The organism is Burkholderia sp. Bp8963 (genome assembly GCF_003854275.1).
In the GTDB taxonomy this organism is placed as follows: Bacteria; Pseudomonadota; Gammaproteobacteria; order Burkholderiales; family Burkholderiaceae; genus Burkholderia.
Window position 1 is genome coordinate 33,174 of sequence record NZ_QTQP01000013.1, and the last position, 15,179, is coordinate 48,352.

14 protein-coding genes and 2 pseudogenes are annotated in these 15,179 nt (G+C 60.0%); 5 read left to right on the top strand and 11 right to left on the bottom strand.

Going from position 1 to position 15,179, the window contains the following annotated elements; translation table 11 throughout:
* Nucleotides 1-116: 116 nt before the first annotated feature.
* The gene (locus tag DID96_RS13325; RefSeq protein ID WP_260463883.1) at nt 117-455 is read right to left on the bottom strand and encodes a hypothetical protein; all 339 of its coding nucleotides are present in this window, start codon (nt 453-455) and stop codon (nt 117-119) included.
* Between the two features lie 241 nt (nt 456-696).
* Nucleotides 697-1,041, bottom strand: coding sequence for a cupin domain-containing protein (locus tag DID96_RS13330; RefSeq protein ID WP_024302566.1), 345 nt, complete (start codon nt 1,039-1,041; stop codon nt 697-699).
* Between the two features lie 106 nt (nt 1,042-1,147).
* Between DID96_RS13330 and DID96_RS38880 the strand changes: the two are divergent.
* Nucleotides 1,148-1,289: pseudogene (locus DID96_RS38880) on the top strand (integrase); the annotation flags it as partial.
* A gap of 64 nt (nt 1,290-1,353) precedes the next feature.
* On the opposite strand, the gene DID96_RS38885 reads toward DID96_RS38880, so the two are convergent.
* A complete protein-coding gene (locus DID96_RS38885) occupies nt 1,354-1,605 on the bottom strand; it encodes a hypothetical protein (RefSeq protein WP_260463884.1) in 252 nt (83 codons plus the stop codon).
* 299 nt (nt 1,606-1,904) lie between these two features.
* On the opposite strand from DID96_RS38885, the gene DID96_RS13345 reads away from it, so the two are divergent.
* Entirely contained in the window at nt 1,905-2,522 is a 618-nt protein-coding gene (locus DID96_RS13345) for a HupE/UreJ family protein (protein WP_260463885.1), read from the top strand.
* 3 nt (nt 2,523-2,525) lie between these two features.
* A complete protein-coding gene (locus tag DID96_RS13350; protein ID WP_124599785.1) occupies nt 2,526-3,152 on the top strand; it encodes a HupE/UreJ family protein in 627 nt (208 codons plus the stop codon).
* Nucleotides 3,153-3,184: 32 nt separating this feature from the next.
* Here the strand turns inward: DID96_RS13350 and DID96_RS13355 are convergent, their stop codons facing one another.
* The 6 genes and pseudogenes from DID96_RS13355 to DID96_RS13380 form a co-directional block, all read right to left on the bottom strand.
* The gene (locus tag DID96_RS13355) at nt 3,185-4,282 is read right to left on the bottom strand and encodes a HupE/UreJ family protein (RefSeq protein WP_260463886.1); all 1,098 of its coding nucleotides are present in this window, start codon (nt 4,280-4,282) and stop codon (nt 3,185-3,187) included.
* Nucleotides 4,283-4,314: 32 nt separating this feature from the next.
* On the bottom strand, nt 4,315-5,445 hold the full coding sequence (locus tag DID96_RS13360; RefSeq protein ID WP_124599787.1) for a hypothetical protein: 1,131 nt from the start codon (nt 5,443-5,445) through the stop codon (nt 4,315-4,317).
* 186 nt (nt 5,446-5,631) lie between these two features.
* Nucleotides 5,632-7,140 carry a DUF4331 domain-containing protein gene (locus tag DID96_RS13365; RefSeq protein ID WP_409333776.1) on the bottom strand — a complete coding sequence of 503 codons (1,509 nt, stop codon included), beginning with the start codon at nt 7,138-7,140 and terminating at the stop codon, nt 5,632-5,634.
* An 849-nt stretch (nt 7,141-7,989) separates the two neighbouring features.
* Nucleotides 7,990-8,615: pseudogene (locus DID96_RS13370) on the bottom strand (tyrosine-type recombinase/integrase).
* Between the two features lie 208 nt (nt 8,616-8,823).
* Entirely contained in the window at nt 8,824-9,249 is a 426-nt protein-coding gene (locus tag DID96_RS13375; RefSeq protein ID WP_124599788.1) for a heme-binding protein, read from the bottom strand.
* 23 nt (nt 9,250-9,272) lie between these two features.
* On the bottom strand, nt 9,273-10,286 hold the full coding sequence (locus DID96_RS13380) for a zinc-binding alcohol dehydrogenase family protein (protein WP_124599789.1): 1,014 nt from the start codon (nt 10,284-10,286) through the stop codon (nt 9,273-9,275).
* A 97-nt stretch (nt 10,287-10,383) separates the two neighbouring features.
* Here DID96_RS13380 and DID96_RS13385 point away from each other — a divergent pair, with 97 nt between their 5' ends.
* Nucleotides 10,384-11,322, top strand: coding sequence for a LysR family transcriptional regulator (locus DID96_RS13385; RefSeq protein ID WP_124599790.1), 939 nt, complete (start codon nt 10,384-10,386; stop codon nt 11,320-11,322).
* Nucleotides 11,323-12,088: 766 nt separating this feature from the next.
* Here DID96_RS13385 and DID96_RS39555 read toward each other — a convergent pair.
* A complete protein-coding gene (locus DID96_RS39555) occupies nt 12,089-12,658 on the bottom strand; it encodes a J domain-containing protein (RefSeq protein ID WP_124599791.1) in 570 nt (189 codons plus the stop codon).
* A 373-nt stretch (nt 12,659-13,031) separates the two neighbouring features.
* The gene (locus DID96_RS13395) at nt 13,032-13,502 is read right to left on the bottom strand and encodes an intradiol ring-cleavage dioxygenase (RefSeq protein ID WP_260463887.1); all 471 of its coding nucleotides are present in this window, start codon (nt 13,500-13,502) and stop codon (nt 13,032-13,034) included.
* An 805-nt stretch (nt 13,503-14,307) separates the two neighbouring features.
* Here DID96_RS13395 and DID96_RS13400 point away from each other — a divergent pair.
* Nucleotides 14,308-15,081, top strand: coding sequence for a hypothetical protein (locus tag DID96_RS13400; RefSeq protein WP_124599793.1), 774 nt, complete (start codon nt 14,308-14,310; stop codon nt 15,079-15,081).
* Nucleotides 15,082-15,179 lie beyond the last annotated feature (98 nt).

Here is a 15,179-nt window from a genome sequence, read left to right on the forward strand (position 1 = left end):
GCTGGGGGCAGCCAGCGGCGGATAGGGTTTCCGGATCACGAACGGCGGGCGCTGCGTCGCAACGCGTTGTGGTTCCGGGTGACGAACGAATTAACGGCGGAGTGGGCGTGAAGGTTTTATGTCCAGGCGACGCGGACATGGCTGATTGCGACAGACGCGCCGCGTTCGATGTGATGCGCGAGCGCCGAATACCCCGCCTGGATCAACCCGATGCCCGCAAGCCCCGCTGCATGATAGGCCTGCACACTGTTGACCTGCATCGCGCCTGGCAACGGCAGCGACACATAGCCGTCGCCGTCCGGATATTCCCATCCGGCAAGTTTGGCGCCGAGTGTGCGCGTGTAGTGGACCGTCTGGTGCCCTTGGCTGCGCAGATCATCGAGCCGGACTGAACGACGGCGGCCGATACGCCGCATATGGGCGAAGAGCTCGGCGCGGACATCGCCCGCCCTCATCACTAGCGCCTAAAGTCGCATGCCGCCTGGAGCGGGCGGGGCTGGGTGCGCAGCGAGGCGGGTAGCGCGCTGGTTTGCGCTGGCCCCCAGCTACCTGCCGAATATGTCGCTACTGCCGCTTCGAAGCGCCCGGCACCACCGCCCTCCTGTGTTACTCGCCAGCGGGAACATTGAGTCACTGGTGTATCAGCTATGCGGCAACGGACGTTCGGTCGGCAGAGTTTCGAATCTATAAGCCTGCTCAGGCGAAGACGAAGTACTTGCGCACCGTCTCCACCACCTCCCAGGTCCCTTTCATGCCGGGTTCAATCACGAACACATCGCCGGCCTTCAGGTGCACCGGCTCCTCGCCTTCCGGCGTGATAATGCAGTAGCCGTCGAGAAAGTGGCAGTACTCCCATTTCTCGTAGTTCACCTCGAACTTGCCCGGTGTGCAGATCCAGGTGCCCATGATCTTGCTGCCGTCCTTGGAGAGGTAAGCGTTGAGGTTCACGGTGTGCGGATCGCCGCCGATGCGCTTCCACTTGGTGGCGTCAACGACCGGAGTCGGGCAGGTTTCGCGCAAGACGGTGATGAAATCAGACATGTCAGCTCCAAATGATCGGATAAGGGGTTCATCACCTTAGTCCCAAAGCGTTGCTGGGGCTTGTACGCTTCCGACACCGACTCATCTATTTTCGACACCGACTCCCCTGTATCTGCGCATCGTGCGCGAGTCGCCCGGTTTCTCGAGCGCTCGCCTGGGACAGCCACCGTCGAGGACTACGGCGCTACCAGTTGCATCTGGTCGATCACGGCACATCACCCGTCTCACTGAACCGCGCGATCGACGGCAAGGACGGCAGACGACCCTCTCCGGTCATACGTGATCTAACGCGTGCAAGGGCCGCTTCCAAAGTCAAACGGACATCCGTTTACACCGAGATCGCAGCGGCTTCTCGGCCGAAGCTGCCTCGTTGGCGTGTCCGCCATGGTCTACGTTGAAATTCGAGTGATTCGCGCGTGCGCGCAAGTGACGCAGCAACTCAACGCGTAACTCGGCATCGGTGCGTGCGGAGTCGGCTGCGGCGATTGCCCGCTGCGTCTGGGTCTTCACGTGCACGACGTCATCAAGCTGCACGGCGACCGTAGCCTGCCACAGTGCGCGCATCTGGTGATGTCCTGCGTGACGTCGGGGATCGCGATCTCGGCCAGTGCACTCGATCTCGACCTCGATGCGTGCAGGGCCGCGCGAGGGTGGCCGAGTCGCCCGCGCCAAGCCGGCACCTCCACTCGCCGCTCACCCAGATATATCGGGGAGACGTTGGCGACTCACTGCAAGCGACCTATAGTGAAGAACGCGAGACAGGCGACGGGAATCGCCCAAACGGACGCGTACATGAGGCCGGAAAGTCCCCCCCGATCTGTGCGGAGTCCGGTGCTTTTCACGTGTGGGCCCGCGAGAGGATCATGCTGACTTTCGACATGCGACGTGCGCTCCATGGGGGACTGATATTTGCCTGCGCGTCTCTTGGTCCCGTCATCGCATTCGCGCATACTGGGCAAGGTGACATATCCGGTGGCTTGCTCGCCGGATTCAAACATCCGATTTCCGGCCTCGATCATGTCGTCGCAATGATTGCAGTCGGATTGTGGGGGGCACAGTTGGGGAGGCCCGCGATCTGGCTGCTCCCGGTCACATTCCCGATCGTCATGGCCTTCGGCGCTATTCTCGGTGGCCTGGGGGTGTCGATTCCCGGGATAGAGGTCGGCATTGCATTATCAGCACTGTCGCTCGGCGCGGCGGTCGCGCTTGCCTTGACTCCGCCGCTCTGGTTCGCGGGTCTGCTGGTTACTCTGTTTGCCATCTGCCATGGACACGCACACGGCGCGGAACTGCCCGGATTCGCGAATCCGATGACCTATGCGATCGGTTTCGTCGCCGCCACTGGCACACTTCACGGCCTTGGCATCCTGATCGGCACGGTCAATCGCTGGAAAGCCGGCAGCTTCGTACTAAGAGTTGGCGGAGCCCTCATTTCCGGCTGCGGCGTGTATTTCCTCACGAACGCGATTCGAGGAGCGTGACGCATGCGTGCGTTGCACCGGGTGGCCCAGCCAGCAGCTTGCGGTCTGCTTTTGCTGACGTTTGTTCTGTCAGCCAAAGCGCACGCCGTATATCAAGGCGCGGGAGACTTTTACGCCGGGATGCTGCATCCGCTGACGTCGCCGGAGCATGTGTTGCCCATGCTGGCACTCGGCGCTCTCGCGGGACAGAACGGTCTGAAGCGATGCGAATTCGTGCTTTGGGCGTTTCCGGCCGCCTTTGCGGCCGGTGCGCGCATCGCCCTTTCGATGACGGATCTGCACGGTATATTTCTATCCAACATTCTCTCGGCCGTGCTGCTGGGTTCCCTCCTAGCGGCTGCATTCAGGCTTCCTTCATGGCTGATTTTCATTCTGGCCGTCGTTGTTGGCCTGACCCACGGGTACGCAAACGGGTTAGTCATCGTTGGCCAAATCCGCCCAGTCGTTTTCATAGCGGGCTTGGTGTTCGCGAGTTTCATCCAGATCGCCTACACGGTTGCAGCGACATCGTTCCTATTGCGGCTACGTCCCTCCTGGATTGCCATTGCTGTGCGCGTCGCGGGCAGCTGGGCCGCAGCCATTGGTCTTCTCGTGCTGAGTCTCAGTCCACGGTCTTTGCTGCTGTCCTGAAGCCACCATCTCCATGGCCGTCGGTGGTCTCTCTAGAGTGCAAGCACCGCCAGTCCGGTCGTTCGTTCATAAATCCACATTGTTGCGAAAGCCGTGATGGCGGTCGATCCGCCGTATAGCGTAACCACGCGAAACCAACGACTTGAGCGATAGATGTACAGAATGGGTAACAGCAACAAAACCATCGTGATCTGCCCCAATTCCACACCAATATTGAACCCGGCAAGCGCGACCGCCAGATGGGATGTCGGGAGAGCCATGCTGGTGAGCACGCTTGCGAAGCCGAAGCCGTGGATCAAGCCAAAAGCAAACGTGACCAGCCAGCGGCGCATTCGCACCAGCGGAACAATATTGTTGAGAGCGGAAAGCAGAATCGTCACAGCGATAGCGACTTCCACCCACCGCGACGGCAACGCCATGTCGTGTAGCGTGGCAAGTGACAGCGTGATTGCATGCGCCGCCGTGAACGCGGTGACGAGCTTCAATACCTCGATCGCCACGGCACCTGGAGAGTCGGCAGGGTACCATTTTTTTCCGTGCAAGACGCAAGCTGCCGGCAACAGCAGTGACAAGAGGAAGAGGGCATGGTCGACGCCGCGCCAGATGTGCCAGATGCCCTCCGCGACGAAATCGATGAAGATGCGCCCTAACCCCTTCCCACGTGCGTCCAGGATCTCGGTCGGATGACTAAGACCAAGGATAGCCGTGGTCGTGGCGCCGTTGCTCACAACGTGCACGAGGCCTTTGTGCAGTGTGTCCACGTCGGCGAATAGACGATAGTCGATCCCTATCCGGGTCGGTCGAGCTGGGCAATCGGCATTGAATTCCAGAACCGCGTACGCGCCGTCGCTGTGACGGTCGATCAGCAGGTCGCCCGGATGAATCACGCACGCTCTCCCGTCACCCGTAAGCTTGATCCGCGTGAAAGCATACGTCTTAATGTCTGCCTCGCGGATCCGGACCTCGCCCCACGTCAGCGTGCCGTCCCCGTCGGCATCGAGAATGAGCGGGTTATCCAGGTCGCGAAGTGCGATATCCCATCGGCCCGCAATCGTTTTATCGCTGACTGTTAGCGTCAAGTAACTGTCACTTGGCTTGTGCGCATGCACCGCGGCGGCCCAGCACAGCATGAGGAGCGCAAGCCACGCGGACGCTGACCGTTTCATGTTGACGAGCCGCTGCGTGTCGCCTGCATCGCGAGGCCAGGCCCAAAGACAAGGCATGCTAACCGCGCTTCGAGTCTCGTCAAGGCCGGAGCGCGCAATCGTGCAGTCTTCAGCCATCTCATCGCGGGAGCGGCACGGGCGGGCTGCCGGGCGGCAATTGCCGCCTCCATCAAAATCCGGCAATCCGCCACTTCCTTTTGAACCTGCCAATCGGCCTCAGCCAGGCTAAGCGCTTTTCCCGGGTCGTTAAGGAGTTTCAGATTAAAAATGGCTTCCTCGCGCAAGTGCACGCGATCCCCCCGCTCGGCGGACGCCGCGAACCGGCTCCGCAAGTCTTCGACATGACGCTCCAAATCTGCATTCAGCCCTATCTGCTTCTCTGCGAGCGCCAGGCGAAGGAGTAGATTGTCGTTGCGAATGTCGCCTGCTAACAAGGCAACGACCTCCTTTGGCCGATTCTGTTCAAGCAAAAAATCAGCCCAGGCTGCTCTGAGGTACGCGTCGCGCGGATTGGCGGCAAGCGCGTTGCGAAAGAATCGTTCGGCATCTTCCTGCCTGCCTATCCAGAGCGCCGTTTCGGCTTGATTCAGCAGCAGCCAGGGATAGATCGAATCTGTCGGAGGCACCTGGGCCGCAAGACGTTGCAGAAGGAAATAAGCCTGTTCTGGCATGCCACTGACCGCCGCTACATTGGCGAGGCAGATCCCTGCGATGACGGTACTGGTTAATATGAGCCGACCGCAACTCTGCTTGGCCTCCAAGTAGCGGCCTTGCACTTGCAGGATATTCGCACGAATCAGCCAGGCATCCTGATTACCGGGCTGTTCGCGAATTGCGTGTTCCAGATCGTCGAGCGCGCCCGCGAAAAGATGATTGCTTTGTCTAACGCTGGCACGCAACACCAATGCGCGCGGCGGCGGGTTTGGCTGTCTCAGCCACGGTTCGATTGCAGCCTCGGCCTGGCCCAGGTCTCGCGGGTCTTGATCGCGCCGAAAGCGCTCTAGGTGGCGCTTCGCAAGCTCGGCCGCAAGGTTGAAGTTGTGGCCGCCCGCAGCCTGTGCTGCGTGCAGGCTCGCGATCGCCGAATTTAGTGCATCGTGCGCACGGGGCGGGAGCGTTTCCAGCACCTGTGAGTCCTGTTGTGGCCGCACGGGAGCGGCGTCCGTCAAGGTGCCCGCCAACCCAGCGAAGAGACATGCTCCACACAGAACGCGTCGCACGCTGGTCTCCCTTCTAGCGACCGCGGTTAGGTTCGAACGATAGGCCCGTAGCACCTTGATCCAAGTCATACCGGTTACGCTTGCTAGTCGTCATCAGTTGATCGCACCTGGGATCGGCGTGGTCAGATAAGGAAAAGAATTGTCGAATACGCTGTCGTCGATTGCTGCGCCGTCTGTCAGCGGCGCCGTGCCGGCTGGCGCGTCGGACGGCGAGCAGCCGAAAATTCCAGGCTTATTGAATGTGCACAGCAGGCCTATCACCACCCTGAGTGATGCCGTGACGACGTCGTCCCCTGGCCGCCGTCCGTTTGGAAAGCCAGCGTTGTCGCCAGCCAGGACGCCCAGATTCTTCTGGCTGCCTCTGGGTGTGGGTGGAATAGACGTATTTAAACGCAACATTTCGGACGGTGTGACCGTTCTTAGCTGATTGAGTCCCTGAAATCCAGTAAGGAACGTGAAAACCAGATCGAGGCGCGGGAAATTCGTTGGCGCTTTGGCCGCGGGAAAAAGACTCTCGATCAGCGCCGGTAGCGTGGGATTCGTCACATATTCGGCAAACTGCCCATCGTTCACGGGCTTTGAATTGTTGAATTTGTCCTTGTCCTTCAGGCCGATCACGAGTTCGTTGACCAGTGGCATGCCGAGCCGGGAAACTTGCGCCCAGCCTCCCTCTGATTTTTCTGGCGTGCTGTTAGCGCTACCCGGATTCAACGCAAGCAGCCTATCCCGGCGAATGCTTGACGTCGTCCAGCCGCCGATGACCGGGGAACCGCCCTCGCCTATCAGACATTGGGTCGGTACCTCGAGCGCGAGAGAGGTGATGTTCTTGTCGGCCAAATCGTTCTGGTTACCGTTTCGGGGGCCCAGAGGATTTAGATTGAGCAAGTCAAACGTCTTGCCGAGCGCCACCGCAAACGATTCCTTTCGCTGGCCCACAAAGACGCGACCCGGAGCTCGACACCCCGGAATGTTGATCGTGTACACATATTGTCGTGCGTAGAGGGCATAACCACTTACGCTGCCAAACGTCTTGGTCCCTATGAAGTCCGTTGGTTTGGTGAACGTCGTAATGCCGCCGGTGCCTGTGACTACTTCGACAGAACGGTCGTGACCGGTGCCACGCAACACTTTAAGCGTGTACGTTTCGTCGACGTTTAGATTCGCTGAATCGCCCGCTGACACCGGGCCCGCCTGAACGAGGGGAATCGCCACCTGCTTGCCGCCGACGTTCAGTGCGACATTGCGCACTGTATTCTGGAAACGAAATTGAAACGTCAGGTGTGCTCTGGCATCGCCGACATTGTCGATGTGAATTTCGTAAAGCGCATCAGGGTCGAGGGCAAAATAATTAGGGCCGCCGTAGGCATCCTCCAAAGGCGAGTAGTTGGCGATCAACGTCACATAGCCGTGTCGGTTCGGTTCATAGCTGTTGAACATGTAGAAGTCGGTGCCATCTACCTTCGGCATCTCCGCAATTAGCGGCGCCTCGCGATGGCTCGAAGCATAGGCACCGCTCACGGCGGCGTAAAAAAGTAGTGCTGCGGTGAGTACCTGCATTGATGCGAAGTGGACCGGCCGATCCTTAAATCTCGAAGTAAGCATGGCAGCTCCTCAACGATACGATGCCGCACTCGCTATTCCCCCCACCAGGACACCGTCCTCTATAGGAAAAATTCGTTGCGGCGATGTGGATTTCACGCAATGTTGTTGGCGTTGGAAGACTGGCTTCGCACGACGTGCCGGGTAACGCCCATTGACTCACCAAAGGGAAAGCAAAGGCGCAGGCGTAACATCACCCGGCGCTCAGGATTGGCCGTACAGGCAAGCGGATGCGCTTGGGGATGGAGGCGCATGGCGCTACTGAGGGGTGTCTAGAGTGCATGCTGGAAGCAAGTGTCCATAGTCGCCGCTTTCCTTCTCTTGGTTAACTACCGACTACCCCGGACACAAAAAGCCCACCACTGTAGGTGAGCATACTTCTTCATTATTGTTTTAACATAGGCACGCGTTTGACGGATTACAAGGCGAATCTGTGCTTTGTTTGCAATAAAAAATAGCTAAATTTCTTACGAAATGCCGATTTACGTCGCTAAGGTTACCGCCTCATTAATAAACGTTCTTATTATAGGAATAGAAGCTCGCCAAACGGGTTTTCGCTGGGGTAGCTTGGTGGCAACGGGCGTGCGTGTCCAGGCGCGACCAAGAGAATAATCCAGGTGGATCGCAATCCGCCACCGGAGTGCGCACACCGCTGGATCAGCCACCGGATAGCAGCTCGACTGCCCGAGAGCTCAACCCCGACCGTTCTATCAAGGCGACCTGCTGTCCACGTGCCGCAGGCGCTGAGGGTCTCCTTCGGCAGCATGACCGGCCATTCGTGGAGGGAACTTGTTGCCCTTGGCTATGACCGGAGATGGCCGGCAAGCGACCGCTCGCCGGCCGTCAGTGCATTCATACTTCGGTTTGTTCCGCCATTTCAAGAGAATCATCTACCTCGATGCCGAGGTATCGGACCGTGCTTTCCAGTTTCGTGTGTCCGAGTAACAACTGCACCGCCCGAAGATTTTTCGTGCGCCGGTAGATCACGACGCCTTTGTGCGCCGCATGGTGTGCGTGCCGTACGCCGTGTCGTCGAGTCCAATGGACGCAACCCATCGATGTACAAACCGGGCGTATTGCCGAGTCGAAAGATGCGGCGAAGCATGCTGCCGACTTGGAAACAGATAGTCGACAGGCTTTAATCCGCGCACCGTGATCCAAGCCTCGAGGCTCTGGCGAGTCTGCTCCATAATCTCGAACTGCACGGGCCGCTGCGTTTTCTGCTGCATGACTGTCGCCCGGGAGCCCACGTGACTTCCTTGACAGACGTCTTGCACCTGCAGTCGCGTCAGGTCGCACGCCCGGAGCTTGCTATCAATCGCGAGGTTGAACAGCGCCAGTTCACGAACGTTTGATGACATCTGGAGCCGTGTCCGAATCGCCCAGATCTCCCGGAGCTTCAACGGTGGTTTTTGTCCAGTGAGTTTGCCCTTGTTCCATGGCACGCGATGACCGGCAGGTGCTCTTTGCGTTTCCATGACAATCTCCTTTCATTTGAAGGGAGATCAAGTTTGCACTTTGTCGGGTGGTCGCTCCTCGACCCGCAGCCGCCGTTCGAGCCGCCAGAGCTTCAACGGCAGTTATCGGAGAGATCCGGCCGTCCGGGCCGGTCCCTCGCGAGCAACGGTTCCGCCGTTGTGGAACGTTTGTCGATTGACGGCAAGGCGATCGCTCAACGGCCCAGGCTTACTGGTTAAACCCTGCGTGGCGCAGCGCTTCCTCAGCGGCCTCGTGGTCTTGAGCCGATGTTCCGCCAGAAACACCGATGCCCCCGATCAGACGCCCTTCGTGAAAGATCGGTACGCCACCGCCGACCGGCATCAGCCGCGGATGGTGCGCCAGCGGGGCAACGGTAGGTTCGGCCATGTACTGATTCCATTGGTGCGTGGCCATGCCGAACGACGCGGCGGTCCATGCCTTGTCGATGGCGACGTCAACGGTCAGGAACGGCGCGGTATCGGCGCGCTCGAAAGCGCGCAGGTGACCGCCTGCATCGGTAATCGCAATTGTCGCGGCGAATCCTCGCGCGGCGCACGCGCGGCGCGCTTCGGCCATCAACGCTTGTGCGGCTTCCAGGCTGATCGTTGTCGTGCTGATGATTGGCGATGTCATGTTAATGTCCTTGTCAGAAGGGTTCAATGGTTGGCGACGACGACCTTGCCGATCATGTTGCCGGCCTCGACCAGCGCATGCGCTTCGATGAGACCTGCGGCGTTGATGCCGTCAATGCGTCGGGTCAGGGTGTGCTTGAGGCGGCCCTGGTCAACCAGCTGCGCCGCGCGGCGCAGCAAGGCGTGTTGCCGTGCGAGGGTGTCGGTGGTGAACATCGCGCGAGTGAACATCAGCTCCCAGTGAATCGAGATGGATTTCCCCTTGAACGGCCCGATGTCCAGACCCACCGGGTCGTCGATGAGGGCGAACTGGCCTTCCGGGCGCAGCACGGCCGCGATTTGAGTCACATAGGCAGCGCTGTTGTTCAACCCGGCAACATGGGTGACGTGCTCGATACCGAGCGCGGCCAACTGGGCTGCCCAGGGTTGATGGTGATCGAGGACGTAATGCGCGCCATGAGCCAGCACCCACTCGCGGGTTTCCGGTCGCGAGGCCGTGCCGATGACGGTCATACCGGTCAGCTCACGCGCCAGTTGGGTCAGAATCGAGCCGACGCCGCCCGCCGCTCCGATCACGAGCAGCACGTTGTTGTCGGTCGGGTCCGCCGCCTGAACACGCAGACGGTCGAACAGCAGCTCCCACGCGGTGATCGTGGTCAGCGGCAACGAAGCGGCCTCTGCGAAATCCAGTGATGTCGGCATGGGTCCGACGACGCGTTCGTCCACGGCGTGCAGTTCGCTGTTGCTGCCGGGTCGCTTAATATCGCCCGCGTACCAAACACGGTCGCCTGCCTTGAAGCGCGTGGCCAGCGGACCGGTCGCGCGGACGATTCCCGCCGCGTCCCAGCCGGCGATGCGCGCACCGACTTCCGGAATATCGCCACCGCGCCGGATTTTGGTATCGACCGGGTTGACCGATACCGCTTTCACTTCTACCAGCAGATCATGGTCGCGCAGTTCCGGCGTGGGCAGCTCGATATCCTGCAGCGCCTGCGGGTGGCTGATGGGATGGTTCTGATAGAAGCCGATGGCTTTCATACACATGGTCTCCAAGGGTGATTGAGACCATGTTATCTTTCGTCGGTATGCGGATAAATACCCGCCGAGCCCAAACAATTTCGGCATTTCAACGAAAATGATTCGACTCGATGACGTTCAGATCTTCGTGCACACGGTGGACTACGGCAGCTTCTCGGAGGCGGCGCGCCAGCTGAATATCGCGCCGGCACACGCGAGTGCATCTGTGCAGCGGCTCGAGAAGGCGTTGGACACGCGCCTGTTCACGCGGTCCACGCGAAGCATGCAACTGTCGGAGGCTGGAGAGCGTTACCTGCCGCATGCGCGGGCCATGATTGGTGCGCTGGAGCAAGGCCAGCAGGCCCTGGCAAACGGCCGGGGGGTGCTGGCCGGCCCGCTGCGGCTGTCCGCTCCGTCTGACTTTGGTCGAAACCTGCTGTTGCCGTGGCTGGATGATTTTCAGCACAGGCACCCTGGTTTGTCGCTGCACCTGAAAATGAGCGACCGTGCGGCCGACCTTATCCGCCAGCCGCTGGATGCAGTCGTGCGCTACGGAGCGCTGCCGGATTCGTCTCTTCTGGCCATGAAGTTGGTCGACAACAACCGGCGCGCATTGTGTGCCGCGCCGTCCTACCTCGAACGGCATGGTGCACCGGCCAAAGTCGACGACCTGCGGCGACACAACTGCCTTCGGTACGTATGGAGCGAGCAGATACATGAGCGCTGGCGCTTTACCCCGCCCGGCGGCGACCGCACCGTGGCGGTCACTGGTAATCGCATCAGCGACGATGCCGATGCGGTTCGTCGCTGGGCGATAGCCGGGGAAGGCCTTATCTATAAGTCGCGACTGGACCTCATCGACGATCTGAGGGCTGGGCGACTGATGGAGTTATTTCCGCCGGAGTATTGCGAGCCTGCGCCGTTGCACTTGATTTGTGCGCACCGCGCGCAACTAACGCCGGCGATTAACGAGTTGCATGCCTTTCTACGGGAGCGCTGCGCTGCATTGCTTGCCAGCCATCCCTCAGGTGGCTCTCAGGCTGTGCTCGCGATTTAAATGGCCGCATCCAGGGCGCAACGGACGTCTGAATGTCCGAACCCCGTTGCCCACGAAGGTCGCCTGTTGGCCGGGACCGGCCAAACGAGCGAGTCGTGGCTCTCTTGTCTGAAGCTCGGGTTGTCCAAACTCCAAAGTACGGAAGCTCCCGTGCCCTTTTTCACAGACCCGGCGGGATGCCCGTAGACTGCAGACCTGATTCAATTGAAGACCGTGCGGTCCAGTTCTCCGCCTCCGTCACAATTCATGTCCCAATCGCCTGACAGTCGCCAATGGCTGACGGAGGGCCGGTGGGCGTTGGGGGAGAGCTGGAGCCGCCCTTTCTTGCCAGCTTGCCCCCGAGTCAACCAGCCAGAACAGCGTCTGAAAACACAAACCGGGCGCGTCAATGTTGCACGTCTCCTCAACTGTCAGGAGGTAGTCCCAGGTCACCGCGAGGGATACCTCGACAGCAGCGGTCAATAGCAGCAAAGCGGCGACGTGTTTCATGGGCTCAGATCTCGCGACCGGCATGCCGATGAGTATGGCATGGGTGTCATGAGGTTCTCGAGACAGCAGGTATCTGCCGGCAGTGACACAGGGTGTTCGCGACCATGAAAATTCCATCCCCGGCGCGGCTGCCAAGCGTGTGCTGGCGCGTAGTGCACGCGACGTGGCGGTAAGCGGCTTGACGGCCAGGCGCGTCCGGCACACGCACTGGCAAGCGCCATCGTCGCAGGGGCCTGACTGAATGGCCAGCTCAGTGTAATACTTTCGAAGGCTTGGCCTACAGCGCGGGCGCGATGTTTTGGGTCCCCTCGCTACGGGAAGCGCTATCCACGAATTCGCCTTGCTTCAATAAACCTCTCGATCTCGCTCCCCGCAGTGACGCGTCCACCGCTGCGGCCGGTTGTGCTGCAGGCCGCACCATCTCTACCGACGTCCACTGCGGCCTCCTGTCCATCGTGCCCCGAGGCGCGAAAAACATGACAGACGCGACGACAGCGCCGCACGCCGCAACACACGCCTGCTGCCGTCGAGCCCGAGCCTCCCTGGATTTCCGTGCCCGAGCCTCGCGCATTTCCTGCGCGTACGCTCTCCTGGATTCCCGCAGGTAGGCCTCGGCGTTACCGGCTGCAGCTGACTCTCGCAACGACGCATCGTACTGGTCGCGGCGCGCCGTGTCCGATAGCACTTGATACGCAGCGTGGATTTCGATGAACCGCGTAGCAGCTTCAGTGGGATGGTCCAGATTGCGGTCTGGATGCCACTTCATGGCGGCGCGCCGATACGCAACCTTAAGTTCTGTTGCGGAAGCTGTTCCCCGGACCCCGAGCAATTCGTATAGGGTCTGCATAAATTTTTCCCTGCTTATTCTGCTTCAATTCAGCTTACCTGTAGTGGCCATTCGATACATAGGATGGAAACCCTATGGATTGCGGTTACACACGAAAGCACCTCGCCGCTCTGCGTAGTCTCGAAGAATTACGGACTCATCCCAAGCACGTGGTCGTAGACTGCCTTGCGCAAGTCGGCCGTGACCCATGAGGGCTCATGGCTCGCTGACACCACTGCGGATTGCGTGCTTGTCTGACTACGCACCGGTCAGCGACCTGCTTGCTCGTGCTTGCTGCGACTGCGCATCCGTATCAACATCAAGTTGCCTCATCCGGAACACGCGACTCCGGGCACCCACCATGTCAGCGCCACCGCCGTCAGGAAGAATTGCACTACGCGAGCACGAAATCGAACCGGGCCGCCTTTTGCTCGCCTTGGTCGTCGATCGTCATCAGCAGCCGGCGATCGAACAGGAAATCGCGAGCGTTGCGCGGCTCCCCGGGGAAGTACAGTTGAGTGGTGAGGATCGGTCCGTTCGGCGGCTGCACCTTCACATGGAAGTGTCGCGTGCGTCCCGGATAGAGACCCGGCACGATGGTCTCCAGGCGGTAGCGTCCCTCGCTGTCGGCGAATTGGTGGCCACGTAGCCGGAACCCTTCGACGTCGTACTCTCCGGCGTCATTGGCGTGCCAGAAATCCAGCAATGCCCCGGACACTGCCCTGCATTCTGTCGACAGCACCCTCCCGGTCAGGACGATCTTCGTTCCATTGATTCCCGGTTCGAGCAGCGACGCGCGTTTCGGCGAGTGCGGCTGGAAGAACGGGCCGGCCGTCTGCTGCGGTGTCGGTTGGTCATCGTCCATGCAGGCGGGCGTGGCTGAAACCGCACCGGCCTGGCGATAGCTGGCATTTCCGAGGGCCAAAAGGATCAACGTGGACGGGACTGCACCCGACCTGCGAAGAAAATTGCGCCGTCCCCGGCTCACACTTCGTGTCCTCATCGTGGAGGCTCGTTGCTTCCCGCTCGATCGCCACGCTGCGCGGTGCGCGCTATGGGGCCGACGAGTGGTCGTGCGGACGCCGTCACGGTTACCGGAGCCTGCACCTGTGCCAACCATGGTAAGCCGAAACGTCAGGTCGGGTGAGCCTTCGGGGGCACAGCCGGTGAATGACCGGTCGTCGTCATAGAGGCGGATCTCGCCGGGTGACTAAGCGACGGAGCCCGCGGCGCCCTGATGCGCGGCGGCCAGCTAGCGACCGGTTGAATCCCCGCAGTCGATAGTATTTGCAAGGATTTTCCCGTCCCGACGAGAAGCTGACGGAGCGCCTCCGAGCGAAAAAAACATTGTCGAAGGCTTTGGTCGAACGGCTGCCATGGCGAAACGCGCGCGTCAGGCAAAAGTCGGCCATGAACGGTCCTTGGGCTGTGCTGTCGCGTAGCCGTGCGTACGTCACTTCCGCCTTGCGACCGGTCGTTCAAGACAGGGGCCCGCTTCGTCAAATCATCCGCCAAGGCGGTCGCACTAAGATCCTCCACAATCTGCATCGCGACTAATCCTGCACAGGGTGACGGGTCTATGCGATGGATCGCCTCGGCGGACCATTTTGATTTGATTGCGGTGGCGGAAACATTGCGGTCGGTTAGACTAGTGGCTCCGCTGAAACCTGATGACCGAGATCATGTTCCGAGCATCTATGCCTAGGGTATTCGAGCTGCGAGATCTTATCGAGCAGCCACTGGCCCCAAGCGCGTACTTTCAGGATTTTGAAACAGTCCTCGGCGATAGACTCGCAAGAGCCATCTGGCTCGCTCGTGAACGTGAGTTCCAGCGGCTCGACGCCGTGTCGTGGGAGGCATTGAAGAGCGAGGCGCGCCCCTACCTGACGCTGCATGATCCTAACGGACGCGGATGGCAGCAGTTAATCGATGTTTTGAATCAGGCACGTGCGCACAATTATCTCGTCGAGCTCGGTTGCTCTGACGTGCAGTTCGTGCCGCGAAACAATAAAAGGGAAACACCGGATCTCGAAGGGACGTTGAACACGCGGAGGGTGTTGTGCGAGGTCAAGACCGTCAATATTTCCGACGACGAGGCGAATCGCCGGAATACAGGTCGGGCCGATTACATATCGAACTCGCTCAATGAGCAGTTCCTCAAGAAGCTAAAGTGCACGCTAGGCAAGGCCAAAAGCCAAATGGAAGTCTATGACGTCGGTGGAAATGCGCGGCGCATCGCCTTCCTGATCATCAACTTCGATGACAGCTTCGCCGAATATAAGGCCGACTATTATAGTCAGATAGACCAGCATCTTGCCTCTGAACCCGTCGAGGGCGTCGACGTCGTCTTCTACAACCAGCAAACCGCGTTTCATGTGGACGTGTCTATGCGAAGCGCCTTGGTGGTCAATGAGGCGAGCTGGCCGGAAATTGGGTCAGAGTGACTCGCTTTCCAAACACCGGGGCATCAAAGGTCCGAGCGGATGGCCGTTGTTACCTTGAGAACTGCTGCCGCGGATACAACGGGTCGACCGGCAGTAAT

Excerpts from the sequence above, each read along its gene's own strand:
- DID96_RS13380 (WP_124599789.1), bottom strand. The coding sequence starts at position 10,286 with ATGAAAGCCATCGGCTTCTATCAGAACCATCCCATCAGCCACCCGCAG.
- DID96_RS13375 (WP_124599788.1), bottom strand. The coding sequence starts at position 9,249 with ATGACATCGCCAATCATCAGCACGACAACGATCAGCCTGGAAGCCGCA.
- DID96_RS13345 (WP_260463885.1), top strand. The coding sequence starts at position 1,905 with ATGCTGACTTTCGACATGCGACGTGCGCTCCATGGGGGACTGATATTT.
- DID96_RS13385 (WP_124599790.1), top strand. The coding sequence starts at position 10,384 with ATGATTCGACTCGATGACGTTCAGATCTTCGTGCACACGGTGGACTAC.
- DID96_RS13355 (WP_260463886.1), bottom strand. The coding sequence starts at position 4,282 with ATGCTGTGCTGGGCCGCCGCGGTGCATGCGCACAAGCCAAGTGACAGT.
- DID96_RS13365 (WP_409333776.1), bottom strand. The coding sequence starts at position 7,140 with ATGCTTACTTCGAGATTTAAGGATCGGCCGGTCCACTTCGCATCAATG.
- DID96_RS39555 (WP_124599791.1), bottom strand. The coding sequence starts at position 12,658 with ATGCAGACCCTATACGAATTGCTCGGGGTCCGGGGAACAGCTTCCGCA.
- DID96_RS13350 (WP_124599785.1), top strand. The coding sequence starts at position 2,526 with ATGCGTGCGTTGCACCGGGTGGCCCAGCCAGCAGCTTGCGGTCTGCTT.
- DID96_RS38885 (WP_260463884.1), bottom strand. The coding sequence starts at position 1,605 with ATGCGCGCACTGTGGCAGGCTACGGTCGCCGTGCAGCTTGATGACGTC.
- DID96_RS13325 (WP_260463883.1), bottom strand. The coding sequence starts at position 455 with ATGAGGGCGGGCGATGTCCGCGCCGAGCTCTTCGCCCATATGCGGCGT.
- DID96_RS13400 (WP_124599793.1), top strand. The coding sequence starts at position 14,308 with ATGACCGAGATCATGTTCCGAGCATCTATGCCTAGGGTATTCGAGCTG.
- DID96_RS13330 (WP_024302566.1), bottom strand. The coding sequence starts at position 1,041 with ATGTCTGATTTCATCACCGTCTTGCGCGAAACCTGCCCGACTCCGGTC.
- DID96_RS13395 (WP_260463887.1), bottom strand. The coding sequence starts at position 13,502 with ATGGACGATGACCAACCGACACCGCAGCAGACGGCCGGCCCGTTCTTC.